The following is an 18,549-nucleotide window of genomic DNA, read 5'->3' on the forward strand; positions in this document are numbered from 1 at the left end:
GCCATGTGGACGGCCGTCGCTACGCTCAAGGAGTTCCAAAACGGCCGCCTGGTGGTGAAGCGGCCCGAGCACAGGAAGCCCATCCTCCTCCTCTACACAGGGGAGGAGGTCTTTGCCCTCGAGGACGTGTGCACCCACGACGACGGCCCCCTCCACGAGGGGGAGGTTGTGGACGGCAGGATCGTCTGCCCCCGGCACGGGGCCCGGTTTGACCTGAGGACGGGCCGGCAGACCCTCCCCGCCCCTAGGCCGGTGAAGGTCTTCCCGGCCCGGCTAGAGGGGGAGACCGTCCTCCTGGACCTTTAGGCCCAGGCCGCAGCCCGCCCCGGGGAGCGTCCCCGGGGCCGTTGTTCTTGACAGGGCGGAGAAAAAGGGCTAGGGTGGGGATACCCACCCCTCCTGGGGTGGGGTAGGGGGGACGAGAGATGCTGAGGCTCAAGGTAGAAGGCATGACCTGCAACCACTGCGTCATGGCGGTGAAGAAGGCGCTCCTCAAGGTGCCCGGGGTGGAGAGGGCCGAGGTCTCCCTGGAAAGGGGCGAGGCCCTGGTGGAGGGGGAGGCCGACCCCAAGGCCCTGATCCAGGCGGTGGAGGAGGAGGGATACAGGGCCGAGGTCCTGGCCTAGCCATGCCCCACCCCCACCTGCGCCTGGACCCCAGGACCCGGGAGGAGGCAAGGAGGCGGCTCCTCTCCGCCAAGGGCCATCTGGAGGGGGTCTTGCGCATGCTGGAGGACGAGGGGGTCTACTGCGTGGACGTCCTCAAGCAGCTCAAGGCCATCCAGGGGGCCCTGGACCGGATCGGGGAGATGGTCCTCAGGGCCCACCTCAGGGACCACGTGGCCACCGCCCACGAGCGGGGGGACGTAGAGGAAATCGTAGAGGAGCTCATGGAAGCCCTCAAGTACCGCTAGGAGGTAAGGATGCGCCGCTTCGGAGTTCTCCTTTTGCTGCTTCTGCCCGCCCTGGCCCAGCACGAGGGGCACGCCCCGCCGAAGGCGGGGGAGCGGGCTTTTCTTTCCGCCATGATCGCCCACCACGAAGGCGCCCTGGAGATGGCCCGCTATGCCCTGGAGAAGGCCAAGGATCGGCAGGTCCGGGCCTGGGCCGAGGCCGTTCTCAAGGCCCAGGAAAAGGAGATCGCCCTCATGCGCTCCTGGCTTCCGGGCCTGGGGGGTCTGGACCAGGGAGCCTACGGGGCCATGCGCCAGGAGATGGCGGGGATGCTCAAGCGCCTAAAGGAGGCCCAAGACCCTGATCGGGCCTTCGTGGAGGGGATGCTCCTCCATCACAAGGAAGCCGTGGAAATGGCCCTCGAGGCCCTCACCTCGGCCAAGGACCGGAGGGTTTTGGACCTGGCCCGGGACATCGCCCTGACCCAGACCAAGGAGATGCACGCCTTTAGGCTATGGCTCTTGAGGTGAAGCTCGGCGTCAAGGGGATGACCTGCGCAGCCTGCGTGGCCCGGGTGGAGCGGGCGTTGCAGCGGGCGGAGGGGGTGGAGGAGGCCCGGGTCAACCTCACCACGGAGGAGGCCTTCCTCCGCCTAAAGGAGGGCGTGGACCTCAAGGAGGTCCTGAAGCGGGTGGAGGAGGCGGGCTACGAGCCTGTCCTGGCCCGGGCCGAGATCCCCGTGAAGGGGATGACCTGCGCAGCCTGCGTGGCCCGGGTGGAGCGGGCCATCCAGAGGCTTCCCGGAGTGGTCTCGGCGGTGGTCAACCTCACGGCGGAAAAGGCCTTCGTGGAGTACTTACCGGACACGGTGAGCCTCGCCCGGATCCGCCAGGCCATCCGGGAGGCGGGCTACGAGCCTTTGGAGGGGGGCGAGGAGGCAGGGAAAGAGGCCCCCACCTACCGCAAGGACCTCCTCCTCGCCCTCCCCTTCGCCCTCCTCACCCTCCTCCTCGCCATGGGGCCCATGCTTTCCCTCCCCCGCCTCCCCGAGGCCCTTCAGGCCTTTACCGCTCTTCCCGCCCTCTACGCCGGGAGGCGCTTTTTCCGGCAGGCCCTGGCCGAGGTCCGCCACCGCGCTTTCGGCATGAGCACCCTGGTGGCCCTGGGGGCGGGGAGCGCCTACCTCTACTCCTTCCTGGTCCTCCTCTTCCCGGAGGCCCTCCCAGAGCAGGCCCGCCACCTCTACTTTGAGGCCGGGGCGGTGATCCTCGCCCTCATCCTCCTCGGCAAGCACCTGGAGGAAGGGGCCAAGGGCAAGGCCTCGGAGGCCATCCGCAAGCTCCTCTCCTTAAGGCCCAAAACCGCCCGGGTGGTCCAGGAGGGGGAGGAGAAGGAGATCCCCGCCGAGGCCCTGATCCCGGGGGACCTGGTGCGGGTGCTTCCCGGGGAAAGGATCCCCGCGGACGGGGTGGTGGTGGAGGGCCAAAGCCACGTGGACGAGTCCATGCTCACCGGGGAGCCCCTCCCCAAGGCCAAGGGCCCAGGGGACGAGGTGGTGGGGGGGACGGTGAACGGGGAGGGGGCCCTCCTCGTCCGGGTGAGCCGGGTAGGCGAGGCCACGGTGCTGGCCCAGATGGCCCGGATGGTGGAGGAGGCCCAGGCCTACAAGCCCAGGGTGCAGGAGCTGGCCGACCGGATCGCCAGCGTCTTCGTGCCCGTGGTGCTGGGGATCGCCCTCCTCACCTTCCTCCTCTGGCTCCTCTGGGGCCCGGGGCTTTCCCACGCCTTCGTGGCCGCACTCTCCGTCCTCCTCATCGCCTGCCCCTGCGCCATGGGCCTCGCCACCCCGGCGGCCATCGCCGTGGCCACGGGGCGGGCGGCCCAGCTCGGCCTCCTCTTCCGCAAGGGGACAGCCCTCGAGGCCCTGGCCCGGGCGGATACCGTGGTCCTGGACAAGACGGGGACCCTGACCCTGGGAAGGCCCACGCTCGTCCAGGTCCTCCCCTTCGGCCTCTCCCGGGAGGAGGCCTTGAGCCTGGCCGCCGCCCTGGAAAGGGGAAGCGAGCACCCCATCGCCAAGGCGGTCCTCGAGGCCGCCAAGGACCTCCCTTCCCTCCCGGCGGAGGAGGTGCGGGCCCTCCCTGGGGAGGGGGTGGAAGGCTGGGTGGGAGGAAGGCGTCTCTACCTCGGGGGCCCCGCCCTCATGGACAGGCTTGGCATCCCCCTCCCCGAGGAAGCCCGAGCCCTCCCCGAAACGGGCTACACCCCCCTCTACCTGGCGGAGGAGGGCAGGCTCCTTTCCGCCTTCGCCGTCTTTGACCCCCCAAGGCCCGAGGCCAAGGAGGCCGTGGCGGCCCTGAAGGCCTTGGGCCTAAGGCCTCTTCTCCTCACCGGGGACCACCCCGCCCCGGCAAAGCGGGTAGCGGAGGCCGTGGGCATCCCGGAGGTCCTCGCCGGGGTGAGGCCCGAAGGCAAGGTAGAGGCGGTGAAGAGACTCCAGGAATCCGGGCGGAAGGTGGTCTTCGTGGGCGACGGGATCAACGACGCCGCCGCCCTGGCCCAGGCGGACGTGGGCCTCGCCATGGGCAGTGGCACGGACATCGCCCTCGAGGCCGGGGACGCCATCCTCCTCATCCCCGACCTCAGGGGTGTGGTGAACGCCATCCTCCTGGCCCGAAGGACCCTCCGCACCATCTACCTGAACTTCTTCTGGGCCTACGCCTACAACGTCCTCCTCATCCCCGTGGCCGCCGGGGCCCTCTACCCCTTCACGGGCCTCCTCCTGAACCCCATGCTGGCGGCGGCGGCCATGAGCCTTTCTAGCCTCTTCGTCCTCACCAACTCCCTGAGGCTACGGGGCTTCCGGCCTCCAAGCTTTACTGCGGCTTAACAGGAAAGAGGGAACCTGGTATCAGGAGGTGAGCGGCATGTGGTGGTGCGACCACGGCTGGTACATGGGCTGGTGGGGGCCCCTCCTGAGCCTCCTTTGGTTCGCCCTTCTAGGCCTCTTCGTCTACTGGCTCGTCAGGGCCCTAGCCCCTGAGCGGCGGGACCGGGCCTTGGAGGTGCTAAGGGAGCGCTACGCCAGGGGGGAGATCGACAAGGAAACCTTTGAGCGGATGAAGCGGGATCTGGCATGAAGGTTCTCCTGGTGGACGATGACCCGGCCCTCCTGGAGGTCCTCGGGGCCTACCTGCGGGGGGCCGGGTTGGCCGTCCTCACGGCGGAGGACGGGGAGAAGGCCTTGGAGCTCTACCCCCAGGCGGACCTGGTGGTCCTGGACCTGATGCTCCCCAAGGTGGAGGGCCTCGAGGTGGCCCGGATCCTGCGCCGGGAGCGCCCGGAGCTCCCCCTCCTCATCCTCACTGCCAAGGGGGAGGAGGAGGACCGCGTCCGCGGGCTGGAGCTCGGGGCCGACGACTACGTGGTGAAGCCCTTCAGCCCCCGGGAGGTGGTGGCCCGGGTCAAGGCCCTTCTCCGGCGGGCGGGGCTCAAGGAGGAGCTCGCCTACGGCCCCTTGCGCCTTCTCCCCGCCCGGCGGGAGGCCTACCTGGAGGGCCAGCCCCTTCCCCTCTCTCGGCTGGAGTTTGACCTTCTCCTTACCCTCGCCCAGCACCCGGGGATGGTCTTCAGCCGGGAAAGGCTCTTGGAGAAGGTCTGGGGGCCGGACTTTCCGGGGGTGGACCGGGTGGTGGACGTCCACATCGCTGCCCTCCGCAAGAAGCTTGGGGACGACCCGGAAAACCCCCGCTTCATTGAAACGGTGCGGGGCGTGGGCTACCGCTTCAAGGAGCCGGATGCGCCTCTTCCTTAAGCTCTTCCTAAGCCATCTCCTGGTGGCCCTTCTCGCCCTCCTCCTCCTCTTCCTTTTGACGGAGGCCCTCGCCCCCGCCTTCTACCGGGGACACGTGGAGCGCATGTACCACGCCATCGCCACCCTGGGGAACGGCAGGATAGGGGAGGTCCTAAGGCGGGATCTGGAGGAGGGCCTCCGCTCCACCCTCACCGCCGCCCTCCTCTCCGCTTTGCCCCTCGCCGCCCTGGGGGCCCTCCTCACCGCCTCCTTCGCCAGCCTGCGCCTCGCCCAAACCGCCAGGCTCCTCGCCGAGGGGAGCCGCCGCATAGCCCAGGGGGAGTACGGGGTGCGCCTTCCCCTCTTGGAAAAGGACGAGCTCGGGGAGCTTGCCCTCCACTTCAACCGCCTGGCCGAGGCCCTGGAGAAGGTGGAGAAAACCCGGGCCGAGCTCATCGGCACCGTGGCCCACGAGCTCAGGACCCCCTTGGCTGCCCTCCAGGGGTACGCCGAGGGGCTTACGGACGGGGTCCTCTCCAAGGAAAGGGCGGCGGAGGGCATCCTTCGGGAGGTTAAGGCCATGCGCCGCCTAGTGGAGGACCTTTCCTTGGTCTCCCGGGTGGAGGCGGGGGCCGTGGAGATCCGCCCGAAGCCCCTGGACCCGAAAGCCCTCCTGAAAGAGGCGGAGGCCCGCTTCCAGAGCGCTTTCCAGGCCAAGGGCGTGCGGCTTGGGGTGGAGGTGGAGGGGCCCCTTCCCCCCGTCCTCGCCGACGAGGAGAGGGCCCTCCAGGTCCTGGCCAATCTCCTCACCAACGCCCTCCGCCACACTCCGGAAGGGGGGGAGGTGCGCCTTAGGGCCTTCCCCCAGGGGGAGGCGGTGGCCTTCCAGGTGGCGGACACCGGCCCCGGCATCCCCGAGGAGCACCTGCCCCACATCTTTGAGCGTTTCTACCGGGTGGACCGGGCAAGGAGCCGGAGGGAGGGGGGAAGCGGGGTGGGGCTCACCATCGCCAAGGGCCTGGTGGAGGCCATGGGGGGAAGGATCGTTGTGGAAAGCCGGCTGAACCAGGGGACGACCTTCACCTTTACCCTGCCCCTTGACCAGGGCTTAACACCCCAGGGCTAGGATGGGCGGCATGTGGAAGGCGCTCGTCCTCCTCCTTCTGGGCCTCCAGGCCCTGGCCCAGACCCCGGTGGGACAGGTGGCCACCCGGGATGCCCACGCCCTCCTGTGGCTTCCCGATGGCCGCCTCCTCTTCGGCCACCACGACGGTATCCAAGTCTCCAAGGACGCAGGCCGGACTTGGGAGGACCTGGTTCGGAAAGCGGGGTTTGACGCCATGGCCCTCGCCCTGGACGGGCCCCGGATCCTCGCCGCCGGGCACTGGGTGCTTTCGGAAAGCCAAGACGGGGGCAGGACCTGGCGGAACCTTCGCCCCAAGGGGCTTTCCGCCATGGACCTCCACGGCTACGCCGCCTCGGCAGGGCGCCACCTGGCCCTCGAGGCCACCCACGGCTACTTCCTGAGCCAAGACGGAGGGAAGACCTTCTCCGCCATCTCCCCTAAGGGCCTGCCCAAAGCGGGCCTGGCGGCCATGGCCTTCCAAGGCGAAACCCTCTACGTGGCGCCCCTGGGCCAGGGGCTTTACCAAAGCCAAGACGGAGGCCAGACCTTCACCCCGGTGCCGGCCCCGGAAAAGGAGGTCTACGCCCTGGCGGTGGGGGCAGACACCCTCTACCTGGGAGGGAAAACCGGGCTGTGGCGAAGGACCCCGGTGGGCTGGAAGAGGCTCTGGCTGGGAACGGTCCTGGCCCTCGCCGCCCACCCTGTGGAGGCGGGAAGGCTCGTCTTCATAGACGGCCAAGGGCGGGTCTGGAGGCTCCCGTGAGGGGGCATCCTCGTCCAGCACGCAGAGGACCGGGTAGACCCCTCGCTGGAGCACCGCCTCGTCCGGATTCCGGAGAGGGGGAAGGGTGCGAGGCTGAAGGTGGACCACGAAGCCGATGCCCTCTACTTGGCCCTCGCCGAAGGCCGGGCCAGCCGCTCGGAGGAGGTGGCGCCCGGGATCCTCGTGGACTACGACGAGCAGGACCGGATCGTGGGGGTTGAGGTGCTTTACCCCTGCCAGCGGGCCCCTGAAGCGGCGCTACAAAGGCTTTTGTTTGAAACCGTGCCCTCGGACCGCTGAAGGGGAGCCAGGAGCCCCTACTCCTTGAAAGCGAGCCCCGCCACGTGGGGGGCCACCACGGGAAGGGGCAGGGAAAAGGCCTCCGCCTCCACCCGGGGAAAGCGGGCTTGGATTTGGGCGAGGGTTTCCCGGTTGGGGTGGCATCCGTCCCCGAGGAGGGAGAAAAGCGGCGTAGCCACCTCCTGGAGGAAGCGCAGAGGGGTTCTTCTCGGGGCGGCCACGTGCTCTAGGAAGAGGTAGGCCCCGCCCGGCCTCAAGATCCGGTGGACCTCTTCCAGGACCTTTTCGGGGTCGGCCACCGAGCAGAGGACCAGGGTACCCACCACGAGGTCCACGCTTTCCTCCGGCAAGGGGATGGCCTCCCCCCGGCCGAAGAGGAGGACCAGGTTCAGCCCTAAGACCTCCGCCCGGGCCTTGAGCATGGGGTGGAAGAAGGGGTTGGGCTCGAGGGCTAGGCAGGCCACCCCGGGGGGAAGGTAGGCCAGGTTGGTGCCGGGCCCGGGACCGATCTCCAACACCCTTTGGGGCCGCACCCGCCTCAGGGCCTCTTGGAAAAGAGCCCGCTTCTTGGCCGCTACCCACGCCTCGTGCCGAGCAGAAAGCCTGGGGTAGAGCCGAGCGAAGAGGCGCTTACGGACCACAGGGCCAGTCTACCCCCCCTTTACGGGAGCTTAACAATACGGGTCTAGGGTATAGATGGAGGGGAACCATGGGCATGATGGGTTGGGGTGGAATGGGTTTCGGAGGCTTCTTCGGGCTTTTCGGCATGCTCCTTTTTCTGGGCCTTCTCGCCCTCCTGGTCTACCTAGGCTTCCAGGCCCTGGAGAGGCGGAGCAACCGAGACGGGGCGCTGGAAGCCCTCAGGCTCCGCTACGCCAAGGGGGAGTTGGACGAGGAGACCTTTAGGAGGCTCAAGAAGGAGCTGGAAGGAGGGGAAGCATGAAGCGGACCGGCTGGGTTTTAGGTTTGGCGGTCCTCGGGCTTTTGGGGCTTGCCCTCACCCAGGGGATGATGGGGGGGTACGGGAGGATGGGCCCCGGGAGGATGGGGATGGGCATGATGGCCGTCTACCCCCCGGAGGCGAAGCCCATTCCCGAGGAAGTGGCCAAGGCCCGGATGGAGGCCTATGCCAAGCGCCTCTACCCGGGGGCGCGCCTTAAGGACTTCATGGCCTTCAGCCAGAACTACTACGCCCAGGCGGTGGACGAGAAGGGCCAGGGCCTCTTGGAACTCATCGCCGACCGCTACACCGGAGTGGTCTCCCCCGAGCCCGGGCCCAACATGATGTGGAACACCCGCTTCGGAATGCACGGCTCCCTCCAGGCCCCGGTGCGCTACCGCCTCGAGGAGGCCAGGAGGCTCGCGGAAACCTTCCTAGAGGGCTTCCTCCCCAAAGCCCAGGTGCTGGAGGCAGGAGCCTTCCCCGGCTACTACACCTTTGACTTTGGCCGCGGGGCGGTAGAGGGGATGCTCTCGGTCAACGCCTACACAGGGGAGATCTGGGTCCACACCTGGCACGGGCCCTTCTTGGGCGGGCACGGGGAGTAAGCTATAGGGGTAGGAGGTATCCATGACCGCGCTTCGCAGGACCCTGAAGGGCTTCCTCCCCGAGGTGCGGGCCCGGGTGGAGGCCGCCCTCAAGGAGGAGGGCTTTGGAATCCTGACCGAGATGGACGTGGCCGCCACCCTTAAGGCCAAGCTTGGCCTGGAAAAGCCCCCCTACCTGATCCTTGGGGCCTGCAACCCCCATTTGGCGGCGAGGGCCCTCGAGGCCGAGCTGGAGATCGGCCTCCTCCTCCCCTGCAACGTGGTGCTCCGGGAGGCGAAAGAGGGGGTGGAGGTCCTGGTGCAGGACCCCAGGGAGATGTTCCGGGTCCTCCCCGAGGCCACCCGGGAAGCCCTCGCCCCTGTGGCCGAGGAGGCCCGCGCCAGGCTTGAACGGGCCCTGGCCCGGCTCTAAAGGCTTTACGCGCCCTTAACGCTTCTCCCCTAGCCTCAGGGCATGCTGACGCGCAGGGGCGCCCTCAAGACGGCAGCCGGAAGCTTGGTCCTGGGCCTGGTTCAGGCCCAGGCCGCCCCCTTTTCCCGAGGGAGGCGGAGGAGCATCTCCTCGTCCTGAAGGACCTGGCCCTCGAGGGCGGGCGCCCGGCGCCGCACACCCCCATGGACTGAGAACGGGAAGGCCCCGGGGGAGCGGGCTGAAGTCCTGGTGCGCCTGAGGAAAGAAGGCCGGTTTCCCCTCCAGGCCTTGCCCTACGACCGCGGGGCCATGGGCATGATGGGCATGGGCCACGGTCCCACCCTGGGGAAAAACCAGCCTGAGGCGCTCCTCTACGTGGTGGCGCCCAAAAATCCTCAGCCCCTCCCCTTGCCCAAGGCCCTGACCCTTTCAAGCCAAGGCGGGCACGGTAGAGGTCTGGGAGGTGGAGAACCAGGGGGACATGAACCATCCCATCCACCTCCACGTCCACCCTCTCCCTGGGAGGCCCACCGCCTTCGTAGGGGACGGGATCAACGACGCTCCCGCCCTCCTCGAGGCCGACCTCGGGGTCGCCATCGGGGCTGGGACCAACGTGGCCATAGAGGCGGCGGACCTCGTCCTGGTGGAAAGCGACCCCCTGGACGTGGTCCTGGCCCTCCGCCTCGCCCGGGCCACCTACGCCAAGATGGTGCAGAACCTCGCGGGCCCAAGCCCGCATGGGGTGGGAGGATCGGCCTGTCCCGCAGGCTGGGGGTAGACTGAGGGCATGGACCTAAGCGCCCTAAGGGAGGACTTTCCCCTCCTTGCCCGCCATCCCGGGCTCGTCTACCTGGACTCCGCCGCCACAAGCCAGAAGCCCAAGAGGGTCCTCGAGGCCCTCAGGCGCTACTATGAGGAGCAAAACGCCAACGTGCACCGGGGAGCCTACGGCCTCTCCGTGGCCGCCACCGAGGCCTACGAGGAGGCGCGCCGCCGCATGGCCCGCTTCCTGAACGCCGAACCCCGGGAGGTCGTCTTCGTACGCAACACCACCGAAGCCATGAACCTCGTGGCCTACGCCTGGGGCCTAAGGAACCTCAAAGAGGGGGACGAGATCCTGGTCACCGAGATGGAGCACCACGCGGGCCTCGTGCCCTGGCACCTGGTGGCGGGGCTCAAGGGGGCCAAGGTGAGGGCCATCCCCCTCACCGAGGAAGGGCGGTTGGACCTCTCCCATCTGGACGCCCTCCTCACGGAGAGGACCCGGGTGGTCTCCCTGGTCCACATGTCCAACGTCCTCGGCACCATCAATCCCGTGGCGGAGATCGCCAAAAGGGCCAAGGAGGCAGGGGCCCTGGTGGTGGTGGACGGGGCCCAAAGCGCCCCCCACCTCCCCGTGGACGTGAAGGCCTTGGGAGCGGACTTTTTCGCCCTCTCCGGCCACAAGATGCTGGGGCCCACGGGGGCTGGGGTGCTCTGGGGCCGGTACGAGGTGTGGGAAGGCCTCATGCCCTTCCTGGGCGGGGGGGAGATGATCCTCGAGGTCCACGTGGACCGCTCCACCTACGCCCCTCCGCCCCAGCGCTTTGAGGCGGGCACCCCCCCCATCGCCGAGGCTATCGCCCTGGGGGAGGCGGCCTGTTACCTCATGGAGATAGGGATGGAGAAGGTCTTTGCCCACGACCGGTCCCTCTTGGAGTACGCCCTAAGCCGCCTTGCGGAAATCCCGGAACTCAAGGTTTACGGACCTAAGGGCCCAGACCGGGGCGGGGTGATCCCCTTCACCCTAGGCCGCCTCCACGCCCACGACCTGGCCACCTTTTTGGACCAAGAGGGAATCGCCGTGCGGGCCGGGCACCACTGTGCCCAGCCCCTCCATCGGAAGCTGGGGCTTGCGGCCACCGCCCGGGCAAGCTTCTACCTCTACAACACCCAAGAAGAGGTAGACCGTCTCGCCGAAGCGCTCCTTCGCATCCGGACGAGGTACCGGGCCTGGCTATAATGAGCCAATGAGCGTCCTTGACGAGCTTTACCGGGAGATCCTCCTCAACCACTACCAGAGCCCCAGGAACTTCGGGGTCCTGCCCGGGGCCTCGAGGCGGGCCGGGGGCATGAACCCCTCCTGCGGGGACCAGGTGGAGGTGATGGTGCGCTTGGAAGGGGAGGTCATCGCCGACATCCGCTTCCAGGGCCAGGGGTGCGCCATCAGCACCGCGAGCGCCTCCCTCATGACCGAGGCGGTGAAAGGGAAGAAGGTGGAGGAGGCCCTGGAGCTTTCCCGCAAGTTCCAGGCCATGGTGGTGGAGGGGGGTCCCCCGGACCCCGCCCTGGGGGACCTCCTCGCCCTCCAGGGGGTGGCCAGGCTCCCCGCCCGGGTGAAGTGCGCCACCCTGGCCTGGCACGCCCTGGAGGAGGCTTTAAGGTGAGGCGCTACCCGGCCCACAAGGTGACGGCCCTCCTCGTGGCCCACAAGGACCTCATGGAGGCCTGGAAGGAGGCGGCCCGGGAGGGAAGGATCCGGGCCAAGACCCTAGGGCGGGAGAACGTGGTCCTCGTGGAGGACCCCGCCCTCATCGCCCGCCTCGAGGCCTTGGGCCTGAAGGGAGAGCCCGTGAAGGAGGAGGCATGAAGGGCGTAGTCTTCCTGCACGCCTTCCCCTACAGCCCCAGGATGTGGGAGAAGGAGGTGGCCCTCCTCAAGACCCGGCTTCCCGTCCTCGCCCCCCACTACCTCGGGCTTCCCCTGGGGGAGGCCGCGGGGAAGGTGCTCCAGGAGATGGAGGAGGCGGGCCTGGAGCGGGCGGTCTTCGTGGGGCTTTCCATGGGGGGCTATCTCGTTTTTGAGCTCTTCCGCAAGGCCCCCGAGCGCTTCCTCGGTGCGGTCCTCGCCAGCACTCGGGCCGGTCCCGACAGCGAGGCAGCCAAGAAAAACCGCTACGCCCTAAGGGAGCGGGTGCTCCAGGAGGGGGTGGGCTTCCTGCCCGAGGTCCTCCTCCCGGGCCACCTGGGGAAGACCACCCAGGCCCTGAGGCCCGAGGTGGTGGAGAAGGCGAGGGCCCTCATCCTAGAAGCCTCCCCCGAGGCCGTGGCGGAAAGCCTCGTGGCCCTGGCGGAAAGGCCCGACTCCACCCCCCTTCTCCCCAGGATGGAGGTGCCCGCCCTGGTCCTGGTGGGGGAGGAGGACACCCTCACCCCCCCGGAGGAAGCCAAGCGCATGTGGAAGGCCCTCCCCGACGCGCGCATGCTCATCCTGCCCGAGACCGGCCACCTTGCCAACCTGGAAAACCCCAAGGCCTTCCGCACCGCGCTTTTGGGCTTCCTCGCCGAGTTCTTTTAAAGCCGGAAGACGTCCTCGAGGGAGAGGCGGAGGCCCAGGCAGGGCACGTACACCTCCCCGCCCTCCTCCTTCACGAACCCCTCCGGGGTGAGGCGGTAAGCGATAAAACGGCGCCCCTCCGGATCCACTTCTCCAGGCTACATGACCCCCTTCACTCCTCCTTGGGCTGCCGGGCCATGAGGGCCTTGAGGGCCACCAAGGGGTCCAAGCCCTCGTGGGCCACCCGGTGGACCGCCTCGGCCACGGGGAGCTCCACCCCCCGCTCCTTCCCCCAGGCCAGCATGGCCTTCACCGCGTAGAGCCCCTCCACCACCCCCCGGACCTCGAGGGCCTCCCGGGCCACCCCCCGCACCAGGCTCTCCCCGGCCTGGCGGTTCCGGGAGTGGAGGCTGTAGGCCGTGGCCATGAGGTCCCCAAGGCCGGAAAGCCCGTAGAAGGTGGCCTCCTCGCCCCCCAGGGCGGTGCCGAAGCGGACCATCTCCCTAAGGCCCCGGGTGAGGAGGGCGGCCTTAGCGTTGTCCCCAAGCCTAAGCCCGTCCACCATCCCCGCCGCGAGGGCCAGGACGTTCTTCACCGCCCCTCCAAGCTCCACCCCCCGCCGGTCGCGGCTGGTGTAGACCCGAAAGGTGGGGCCGGCAAAGAGGGCCTGAGCCTTCCCTGCCCACTCCTCCGGCCCCGCCACTACGCTGGCCGTGGGGAGGAAGCGGGCCACCTCCTCCGCATGGTTGGGCCCGGAGAGGGCCACGGCAGGCCTTCCGGTGAGGGCCTCCACCACCTCCGCCGGCGTCCTCACCCCGCCCTCCTCGTAAAAAAGACCTTTGGTGGCGGAGACGTACCAGGGGGCCCGGGGAAGGGCGGCCAGCACCTCCTTCAGGGCCCTGGAGGGAATGGCCACCACCGCGAGGGCCGCCCCCTCCAGCGCCTCCTCGGGATCGGAGGTGGGGAAAAGGTAGGCGGGGAGAGCGACCCCCGGCAGGTAGTCCCGGTTCTCCCGCATGGCCCTCAGGGCCTCCGCCTGCTCCTTCCGGCGGGCCCAGAGGGCCGTGGGTACGCCCTGGCTGGCGAGGAGGACGCCCAGGGCCGTGCCCCAGGCCCCCGCCCCCAGAACCGCCACCCTCATAGGAGGAAGTGCACCTCCCAGGCCTCGTACCACGCGGCAAGGGCGAGGAGGTAAGCCCCAAGGTAAAAGGCGAGGAGAAGCCCTCTCAGCCCCCTCCGGTACCCCTTCCCCCTGGCCACCTGGGCCAGGAGGACAAGCCCCCCGAAGGTGACCAGGATGTAGGCCTGAAGCTCCAGGAGAAGGGTGGGGAGGTGGGCGAGGAAGGCCTTCCCCAGAAGGGCCGGGGAAAGGGCGAAGCCGAAGACGAGGTAGCGGACGGCGTTCAGAAGGAGGACGGGCACCCCCAGGAGGAGGGCGGGGACGAGCCCCGTGAGGAAGAGGCCCTGGCTGAAGTTCCAGTGGAAGATGGCCCCCGCGAGGACCGGAACTCCCTTCCCCACCGCCTCCCCCAGGCCCAAGACCTCGAGGGCCCCACCGAAGAGGTCCTGGAGGGCCCTGCCCAAGTCCGGCATCCGGTAGGCCAGAAGGGCACCCAAGGCGAAGAGGCCGTAGAGGAAGAGGTTGGCGAAGAGGTAGAGGCCCCTATAGGTCCGGAGGAGGGCCAAGGCCTCCTGGGCCCAGGCCCGGAAGGGGGTGGGCTGGAGGAGGAGGAGGGTCCAAACGAGGGTGAAGAGCAAGAACCCCCCTCCCGCAAGGGGGGTGAGGAGGTAGGCGGGCACCCCGAGCCCCTCCGGGCGGAAGTAGATCCGCCCTACCCTTTCTCCCTCCAGGACCACCACCACCTCCCCCACCTCCTCCCCGAGGGCCGCCGGGAAGGAGACCCGGCTACCCTCCACCTTGGGGCGGTCCAGGTTCACGGAAAGCCCCTTGGGGGGCGGGGGAAAGAGGGCGTAGCGCGAAAGAAGCCGCGGGGCCTCCTCGGGGGATGCCTGGAGGACCTCCTCCATCCTTGGGGAGAGCTCCCCCTTAAGCCACCGGGAAACGCCCTCCTTGGCCACCTCCTCCGGGGCGGCCAGGGCCAGGGAGAGGAGGGCAAAGAGGAAGAAGGGGCGCACGGCCTAGACCTCCTCCAGGGGGATCCCGGCCCGGCAAAGGGGGCAGGCCTCGGGAGGGTACTGGGGGGCCTCGAGGCGCGCCAGGGCCCGGAAGGGCACGCCAAAGGCCGCCCCTCCCCCGCTCCGGTCCACCAAGGCCCCCACCCCCACCAGCACTGCACCCCGCGCCTCCGCGGCCCGGATGGCCTTGCGGACGCTTTCTCCCGTGGTCACCACGTCCTCCACGGCCAGGAAGCGGTCTCCGGGGTTGACCAGGAGCCCCTTGCGGAGGGTCATGCCCCCTCGGCCGTCCTTCTCGGCGAAGAGGGCCCTGGCCCCAAGGGCCCTCGCCACCACAAAGGAAAGGACCACGCCCCCCATGGCCGGGCCGAGGACAAATTCCAGTCGTTCCTCCTCAAAGAGCTTGCCCAAGGCCTCCCCCACGGCTTCGGCGTAAAGGGGGTGCTGCAAAAGGGCCGCCGACTGGAGAAAGACGGGAGAGTGGAGGCCCGACCTCAGGAGGAAGTGGCCCTTAAGAAGGGCCCCTGTCCTCCGGTAGAGCTCCAAAACGTCCATCCTCCCTACTCTACCAAAGCCTCCAGAAGGGCCTCCGCCGCCTCCTTCGCCGCCTCCAGGTCAGGCCTTCCCCCGGGGTAAAAGAGGGCGCGGCTTGCGGCGAGGAGAAACCCCGGGCCCTTGAGGGGTCGCCCGCCTTGCGCCCCCACCCCGGGAAGTAGGAGAGGGGCCCTGGGCGCCGCCTGCCGCACCGCCCGCACCGCCGCCTCGTAGGTGGCCCCCACCACCATCCCCACCCGGCTCCACGCCCCTTCCCGGTAGGCCTCCCCCTCCCGGGCCAGGGCCTCCGCCAGGTGGAGGTAAAGGGGCCTCCCTCCCACCGGGAGGTCCTGGAGGAAGCCCGAACCCGGGTTCGTGGTCTTCACCAGGACGAAGACCGCTCCCCCGCTTTCCTGGGCGGCCCGGAAAAGGGGAAGGAGGGCGTCCAGGCCGAGATAGGGGTTCGCCGTGAGGGCGCTTCCCGGAAAACGCAGGAGGTAGGCCTCGGCGTAGGCCTCGGCCGTGGAGCCGATATCCCCCCGTTTGCCGTCAAAGATCACAGGGAGCCCCATGACCCGGGCGCCGCTCGCAAGCTCCAGCAAAAGCTCCAATCCCCGCGGCCCCAGGGCCTCAAAGAAGGCCAGCTGGAACTTCACCGCTCCAAGCCTAGGGGCCAAGGCCTCCATGAGGGCGAGGGCGTAGCGCCGGATGTGGGGGATGGGCTCCCTTCCGTGAAGCCTAGGCCTTGGGTCCACCCCGAGGACCAGGGGTGGCCGGAGGAGGGCCTCGAGGAAGTCCATGCCCCCCAATATAGCCTTGACGCGGGAGCCCCCGGGGGGTAGAGTGCTCGGGCAAGGAGGCGCTATGAGGAAATTGGGTTTTTGGGCCCTAGGCTTTTTGGTCCTGGCTGCCTGCCAGCAGCAGGCGAGCCTGACCCCCCAGAGCCTTTCGGGGGGCGGAACCTACATCGCCGTCCTCGAGCCCGGCCTTCCCAGCCCCGCCCGGGTAGCGGAGAAGCTTGCCGCCTTGGAACGGGCGCACGGCCTCACCATTCCCGCCGAGGATCGCCTCGAGGCCCTGGGGGCCGTCATCCTCCGCAACCTCTCCCCTGCCAAGGCCGAGCAGTTGGCCAAGGACCCCAGGGTGTACGCCCTAACCCCCGACCAGGAGGTCCGGGCCTACGGGGAGACCATCCCCTGGGGCGTGGAGCGCATCGGTGCCCCCACCACTACGGCCAAGGGCGCAGGGGTTTCCGTATACGTGGTGGACACGGGGATCAAGGTGGGCCACGAGGACCTCCCCAACCTCAAAGGGGGCTACGCCGTGGTCAAGTGCCGGGGCAGGTGCGCCGCCCCCTACGACGACGACAACGGCCACGGCACCCACGTGGCCGGCACGGCCGCCGCCGTGGCCAACGGCCTTGGGGTTCTGGGGGTGGCTCCCCAGGCCGAGCTCTGGGCCGTAAAGGTGCTCTCCGGCTCGGGCTCGGGCTCCACCAGCGGCATCGTCCAGGGGCTCAACTGGGTCATCGCCCACAACAACGGGGGCAAACCCAAGGTGGTGAACATGAGCCTAGGCGGAAGCGGCAGCGACGACCAGGACGGCCTTTACTGCCCCGCCACCCGCTCCACCAACGCCTTCCACAACGTCATCCAGAAGGCGGTGTGCGACTACCGGATCACCGTAGTGGTGGCCGCAGGAAACGAGGGGGACGACGCCCGCAACCACGTGCCCGCCGCCTACGACGAGGTCATCACCGTGAGCGCTACCAACAGCCAAAACGACTGGCCCTCCTGGTCCAACTACGGCCCAGACGTGGACCTGGCCGCTCCTGGGGTCTCCATCCTCTCCACCTGGAACGCCTCCTCCTCTAGCTACAACACCCTAAGCGGCACCTCCATGGCCACGCCCCACGTAGCGGGAGCGGCCGCCCTGGTCCTTTCCCGCTACCCCAGCTACACCCCCCTCCAGGTGAAGCAGGCCCTTCTCCAAAATGCCGAAAGCACCGCGGGCTGGACCAACACCTCCGGCCATCCCCACCCCGAGCCCTTCCTGAACGTGCGGGGCTTCTAATGGGGTAGAAAAAACGCACCCCCCCGAGTAGGGGGGGTGCGGCGCCAAAGAGGCAGGGCTTGAAAGCGCGAGAACGGGCTCTTGGCTCCTTAGAAAGGAGGTGATCCAGCCGCACCTTCCGGTACAGCTACCTTGTTACGACTTCGCCCCAGTCACGGGCCCTACCCTCGGCGCCTGCCCTAAGGCTCCCGGCGACTTCGGGTAGAACCCGCTCCCATGGCGTGACGGGCGGTGTGTACAAGGCCCGGGAACGTATTCACCGCGGCATGGCTGATCCGCGATTACTAGCGATTCCGGCTTCATGGGGTCGGGTTGCAGACCCCAATCCGAACTACGCCCGCCTTTTTGCGATTCGCTCCCCGTCACCAGGTCGCCTCGCTCTGTAGCGGGCATTGTAGCACGTGTGTCGCCCAGGCCGTAAGGGCCATGCTGACCAGACGTCGTCCCCTCCCTCCTCCTGCTTTCGCAGGCAGTCCCGTTAGAGTGCCCGGCCTAACCCGCTGGCAACTAACGGCAGGGGTTGCGCTCGTTGCGGGACTTAACCCAACATCTCACGACACGAGCTGACGACGGCCATGCAGCACCTGTGCTAGGGCTCCCCTCACAGGGCACCCCAGGCTTTCACCTGGGTCCCCTAGCATGTCAAGGCCTGGTAAGGTTCTTCGCGTTGCTTCGAATTAAACCACATGCTCCACCGCTTGTGCGGGCCCCCGTCAATTCCTTTGAGTTTCAGCCTTGCGGCCGTACTCCCCAGGCGGCGCGCTTAACGCGTTGGCTTCGGCCCCCAGATACCCCAGAGACCTAGCGCGCATCGTTTAGGGCGTGGACTACCCGGGTATCTAATCCGGTTTGCTCCCCACGCTTTCGCGCCTCAGCGTCACGAACGAGCCAGGTGGCTGCCTTCGCCATCGGCGTTCCTCCCGGTATCTGCGCATTTCACCGCTACTCCGGGAATTCCACCACCCCCTCCCGCCGTCTAGCCTGAGCGTATCCCACGCTCCCCCACAGTTGAGCCGTGGTCTTTCACATGGGACGCCCCAAGCCGCCTACACGCCCTTTACGCCCAGTAAATCCGGGTAACGCTCGCGCCCTCCGTATTACCGCGGCTGCTGGCACGGAGTTGGCCGGCGCTATTACCCCGGTACCGTCAGACCCCTCCACAGGGTTTTCGTCCCGGGTTCAGGAGTTTACACCCCGAAGGGCTTCCTCCTCCAAGCGGCGTCGCTCCGTCAGGCTTGCGCCCATTGCGGAAGATTCCTAACTGCTGCCTCCCGTAGGAGTGGGGCCCGTGTCTCAGTGCCCCTGTGGCCGGCCATCCTCTCAGACCGGCTACCCGTCGTCGCCTTGGTGGGCCTTTACCCCACCAACCAGCTGATGGGACGCGGGCCCATCCGGAAGCGGGCATCCACCCTTTGAACGTACCCCACAGGATACGTCCACATGGGGGATTAGCCCGAGTTTCCCCGGGTTGTCCCCCTCTTCCGGGTAGGTCACCCACGCGTTACTCACCCGTCCGCCGCTGACCGTGAGAAAACCCACGGCCCGCACGACTTGCATGTCTTAGGCACGCCGCCAGCGTTCACCCTGAGCCAGGATCAAACTCTCCAACAAAAACGCCTGCAAGGCGTTAGGTTCGCGTGCATTGCCCTGTTCCCG

24 protein-coding genes, 1 rRNA gene and 2 pseudogenes are annotated in these 18,549 nt (G+C 68.3%); 20 read left to right on the plus strand and 7 right to left on the minus strand.

Annotated features, from left to right (window positions below):
• The first annotated feature begins 3 nt into the window (after window positions 1–3).
• From H531_RS0110025 to H531_RS0110070, 10 genes are all read left to right on the plus strand, one after another.
• Entirely contained in the window at window positions 4–306 is a 303-nt protein-coding gene (locus tag H531_RS0110025) for a Rieske (2Fe-2S) protein (protein ID WP_022799216.1), read from the plus strand.
• 119 nt (window positions 307–425) lie between these two features.
• Window positions 426–626 (plus strand): CopZ family metallochaperone, encoded by a 201-nt coding sequence (locus H531_RS0110030; protein WP_022799217.1) that lies wholly within the window; start codon window positions 426–428, stop codon window positions 624–626.
• 2 nt (window positions 627–628) lie between these two features.
• The gene (locus H531_RS0110035) at window positions 629–913 is read left to right on the plus strand and encodes a metal-sensitive transcriptional regulator (protein WP_022799218.1); all 285 of its coding nucleotides are present in this window, start codon (window positions 629–631) and stop codon (window positions 911–913) included.
• 9 nt (window positions 914–922) lie between these two features.
• Window positions 923–1,423 carry a DUF305 domain-containing protein gene (locus H531_RS0110040; protein WP_022799219.1) on the plus strand — a complete coding sequence of 167 codons (501 nt, stop codon included), beginning with the start codon at window positions 923–925 and terminating at the stop codon, window positions 1,421–1,423.
• On the plus strand, window positions 1,408–3,783 hold the full coding sequence (locus tag H531_RS0110045) for a heavy metal translocating P-type ATPase (RefSeq protein ID WP_022799220.1): 2,376 nt from the start codon (window positions 1,408–1,410) through the stop codon (window positions 3,781–3,783). Before H531_RS0110040 ends, H531_RS0110045 begins: the two co-directional genes overlap by 16 nt.
• Before the next feature lie 37 nt (window positions 3,784–3,820).
• Window positions 3,821–4,033, plus strand: a complete 213-nt coding sequence (locus tag H531_RS0110050) for an SHOCT domain-containing protein (RefSeq protein ID WP_022799221.1) — start codon at window positions 3,821–3,823, stop codon at window positions 4,031–4,033.
• On the plus strand, window positions 4,030–4,707 hold the full coding sequence (locus H531_RS0110055; RefSeq protein ID WP_022799222.1) for a response regulator transcription factor: 678 nt from the start codon (window positions 4,030–4,032) through the stop codon (window positions 4,705–4,707). Before H531_RS0110050 ends, H531_RS0110055 begins: the two co-directional genes overlap by 4 nt.
• Window positions 4,691–5,812, plus strand: a complete 1,122-nt coding sequence (locus tag H531_RS0110060; protein ID WP_022799223.1) for a sensor histidine kinase — start codon at window positions 4,691–4,693, stop codon at window positions 5,810–5,812. The genes H531_RS0110055 and H531_RS0110060 overlap by 17 nt, the downstream gene beginning before the upstream one ends.
• A gap of 10 nt (window positions 5,813–5,822) precedes the next feature.
• Window positions 5,823–6,575, plus strand: a complete 753-nt coding sequence (locus H531_RS0110065; RefSeq protein WP_022799224.1) for a WD40/YVTN/BNR-like repeat-containing protein — start codon at window positions 5,823–5,825, stop codon at window positions 6,573–6,575.
• Between the two features lie 99 nt (window positions 6,576–6,674).
• Window positions 6,675–6,875: a DUF2283 domain-containing protein gene (locus H531_RS0110070; protein ID WP_022799225.1), complete on the plus strand. Its 201-nt coding sequence runs from the start codon at window positions 6,675–6,677 to the stop codon at window positions 6,873–6,875.
• A 17-nt stretch (window positions 6,876–6,892) separates the two neighbouring features.
• On the opposite strand, the gene H531_RS0110075 is transcribed toward H531_RS0110070, so the two are convergent.
• Window positions 6,893–7,516 carry a class I SAM-dependent methyltransferase gene (locus H531_RS0110075; protein WP_022799226.1) on the minus strand — a complete coding sequence of 208 codons (624 nt, stop codon included), beginning with the start codon at window positions 7,514–7,516 and terminating at the stop codon, window positions 6,893–6,895.
• Between the two features lie 74 nt (window positions 7,517–7,590).
• On the opposite strand from H531_RS0110075, the gene H531_RS0110080 reads away from it, so the two are divergent.
• From H531_RS0110080 to H531_RS0110120, 9 genes and pseudogenes are all read left to right on the plus strand, one after another.
• Window positions 7,591–7,818 carry an SHOCT domain-containing protein gene (locus H531_RS0110080; RefSeq protein ID WP_022799227.1) on the plus strand — a complete coding sequence of 76 codons (228 nt, stop codon included), beginning with the start codon at window positions 7,591–7,593 and terminating at the stop codon, window positions 7,816–7,818.
• Window positions 7,815–8,423, plus strand: coding sequence for a hypothetical protein (locus H531_RS0110085; protein ID WP_022799228.1), 609 nt, complete (start codon window positions 7,815–7,817; stop codon window positions 8,421–8,423). Before H531_RS0110080 ends, H531_RS0110085 begins: the two co-directional genes overlap by 4 nt.
• 22 nt (window positions 8,424–8,445) lie before the next feature.
• Window positions 8,446–8,835, plus strand: a complete 390-nt coding sequence (locus H531_RS0110090; RefSeq protein ID WP_022799229.1) for a DUF302 domain-containing protein — start codon at window positions 8,446–8,448, stop codon at window positions 8,833–8,835.
• Window positions 8,836–8,963: 128 nt separating this feature from the next.
• Window positions 8,964–9,364 (plus strand): annotated as a pseudogene (locus H531_RS15205) (multicopper oxidase domain-containing protein); the annotation flags it as partial.
• Window positions 9,362–9,556 (plus strand): annotated as a pseudogene (locus H531_RS14860) (HAD hydrolase family protein); the annotation flags it as partial. The pseudogenes H531_RS15205 and H531_RS14860, both read left to right, overlap by 3 nt.
• Before the next feature lie 66 nt (window positions 9,557–9,622).
• On the plus strand, window positions 9,623–10,837 hold the full coding sequence (locus H531_RS0110105; RefSeq protein ID WP_022799232.1) for an aminotransferase class V-fold PLP-dependent enzyme: 1,215 nt from the start codon (window positions 9,623–9,625) through the stop codon (window positions 10,835–10,837).
• A gap of 7 nt (window positions 10,838–10,844) precedes the next feature.
• The gene (gene sufU, locus H531_RS0110110; RefSeq protein ID WP_022799233.1) at window positions 10,845–11,261 is read left to right on the plus strand and encodes a Fe-S cluster assembly sulfur transfer protein SufU; all 417 of its coding nucleotides are present in this window, start codon (window positions 10,845–10,847) and stop codon (window positions 11,259–11,261) included.
• The gene (locus H531_RS0110115; protein ID WP_022799234.1) at window positions 11,258–11,464 is read left to right on the plus strand and encodes a hypothetical protein; all 207 of its coding nucleotides are present in this window, start codon (window positions 11,258–11,260) and stop codon (window positions 11,462–11,464) included. The genes sufU and H531_RS0110115 overlap by 4 nt, the downstream gene beginning before the upstream one ends.
• Window positions 11,461–12,171 (plus strand): alpha/beta fold hydrolase, encoded by a 711-nt coding sequence (locus H531_RS0110120; RefSeq protein ID WP_022799235.1) that lies wholly within the window; start codon window positions 11,461–11,463, stop codon window positions 12,169–12,171. Before H531_RS0110115 ends, H531_RS0110120 begins: the two co-directional genes overlap by 4 nt.
• Here H531_RS0110120 and H531_RS15125 read toward each other — a convergent pair.
• The 5 genes from H531_RS15125 to pyrF are packed head-to-tail and all read right to left on the minus strand — an operon-like array spanning window position 12,168 to window position 15,620.
• Window positions 12,168–12,299 (minus strand): hypothetical protein, encoded by a 132-nt coding sequence (locus H531_RS15125; protein WP_022799236.1) that lies wholly within the window; start codon window positions 12,297–12,299, stop codon window positions 12,168–12,170. The two genes, H531_RS0110120 and H531_RS15125, sit on opposite strands and share 4 nt — an antisense overlap.
• Before the next feature lie 23 nt (window positions 12,300–12,322).
• Complete coding sequence (locus H531_RS0110130; protein WP_022799237.1) at window positions 12,323–13,291, minus strand: NAD(P)H-dependent glycerol-3-phosphate dehydrogenase; 969 nt, start codon at window positions 13,289–13,291, stop codon at window positions 12,323–12,325.
• Window positions 13,288–14,286, minus strand: coding sequence for a hypothetical protein (locus tag H531_RS0110135; protein WP_022799238.1), 999 nt, complete (start codon window positions 14,284–14,286; stop codon window positions 13,288–13,290). Before H531_RS0110135 ends, H531_RS0110130 begins: the two co-directional genes overlap by 4 nt.
• 3 nt (window positions 14,287–14,289) lie before the next feature.
• On the minus strand, window positions 14,290–14,841 hold the full coding sequence (pyrE, locus tag H531_RS0110140; RefSeq protein WP_022799239.1) for an orotate phosphoribosyltransferase: 552 nt from the start codon (window positions 14,839–14,841) through the stop codon (window positions 14,290–14,292).
• Window positions 14,842–14,846: 5 nt separating this feature from the next.
• Window positions 14,847–15,620, minus strand: coding sequence for an orotidine-5'-phosphate decarboxylase (pyrF, locus tag H531_RS0110145; protein WP_022799240.1), 774 nt, complete (start codon window positions 15,618–15,620; stop codon window positions 14,847–14,849).
• 64 nt (window positions 15,621–15,684) lie between these two features.
• Here pyrF and H531_RS0110150 point away from each other — a divergent pair, with 64 nt between their 5' ends.
• The gene (locus H531_RS0110150) at window positions 15,685–16,893 is read left to right on the plus strand and encodes a S8 family peptidase (protein ID WP_022799241.1); all 1,209 of its coding nucleotides are present in this window, start codon (window positions 15,685–15,687) and stop codon (window positions 16,891–16,893) included.
• A 93-nt stretch (window positions 16,894–16,986) separates the two neighbouring features.
• On the opposite strand, the gene H531_RS0110155 is transcribed toward H531_RS0110150, so the two are convergent.
• Window positions 16,987–18,504, minus strand: a 16S ribosomal RNA gene (locus H531_RS0110155).
• Between the last annotated feature and the right edge of the window lie 45 nt (window positions 18,505–18,549).

It is taken from the genome of Thermus islandicus DSM 21543, assembly GCF_000421625.1.
Taxonomy (GTDB): domain Bacteria; phylum Deinococcota; class Deinococci; order Deinococcales; family Thermaceae; genus Thermus; species Thermus islandicus.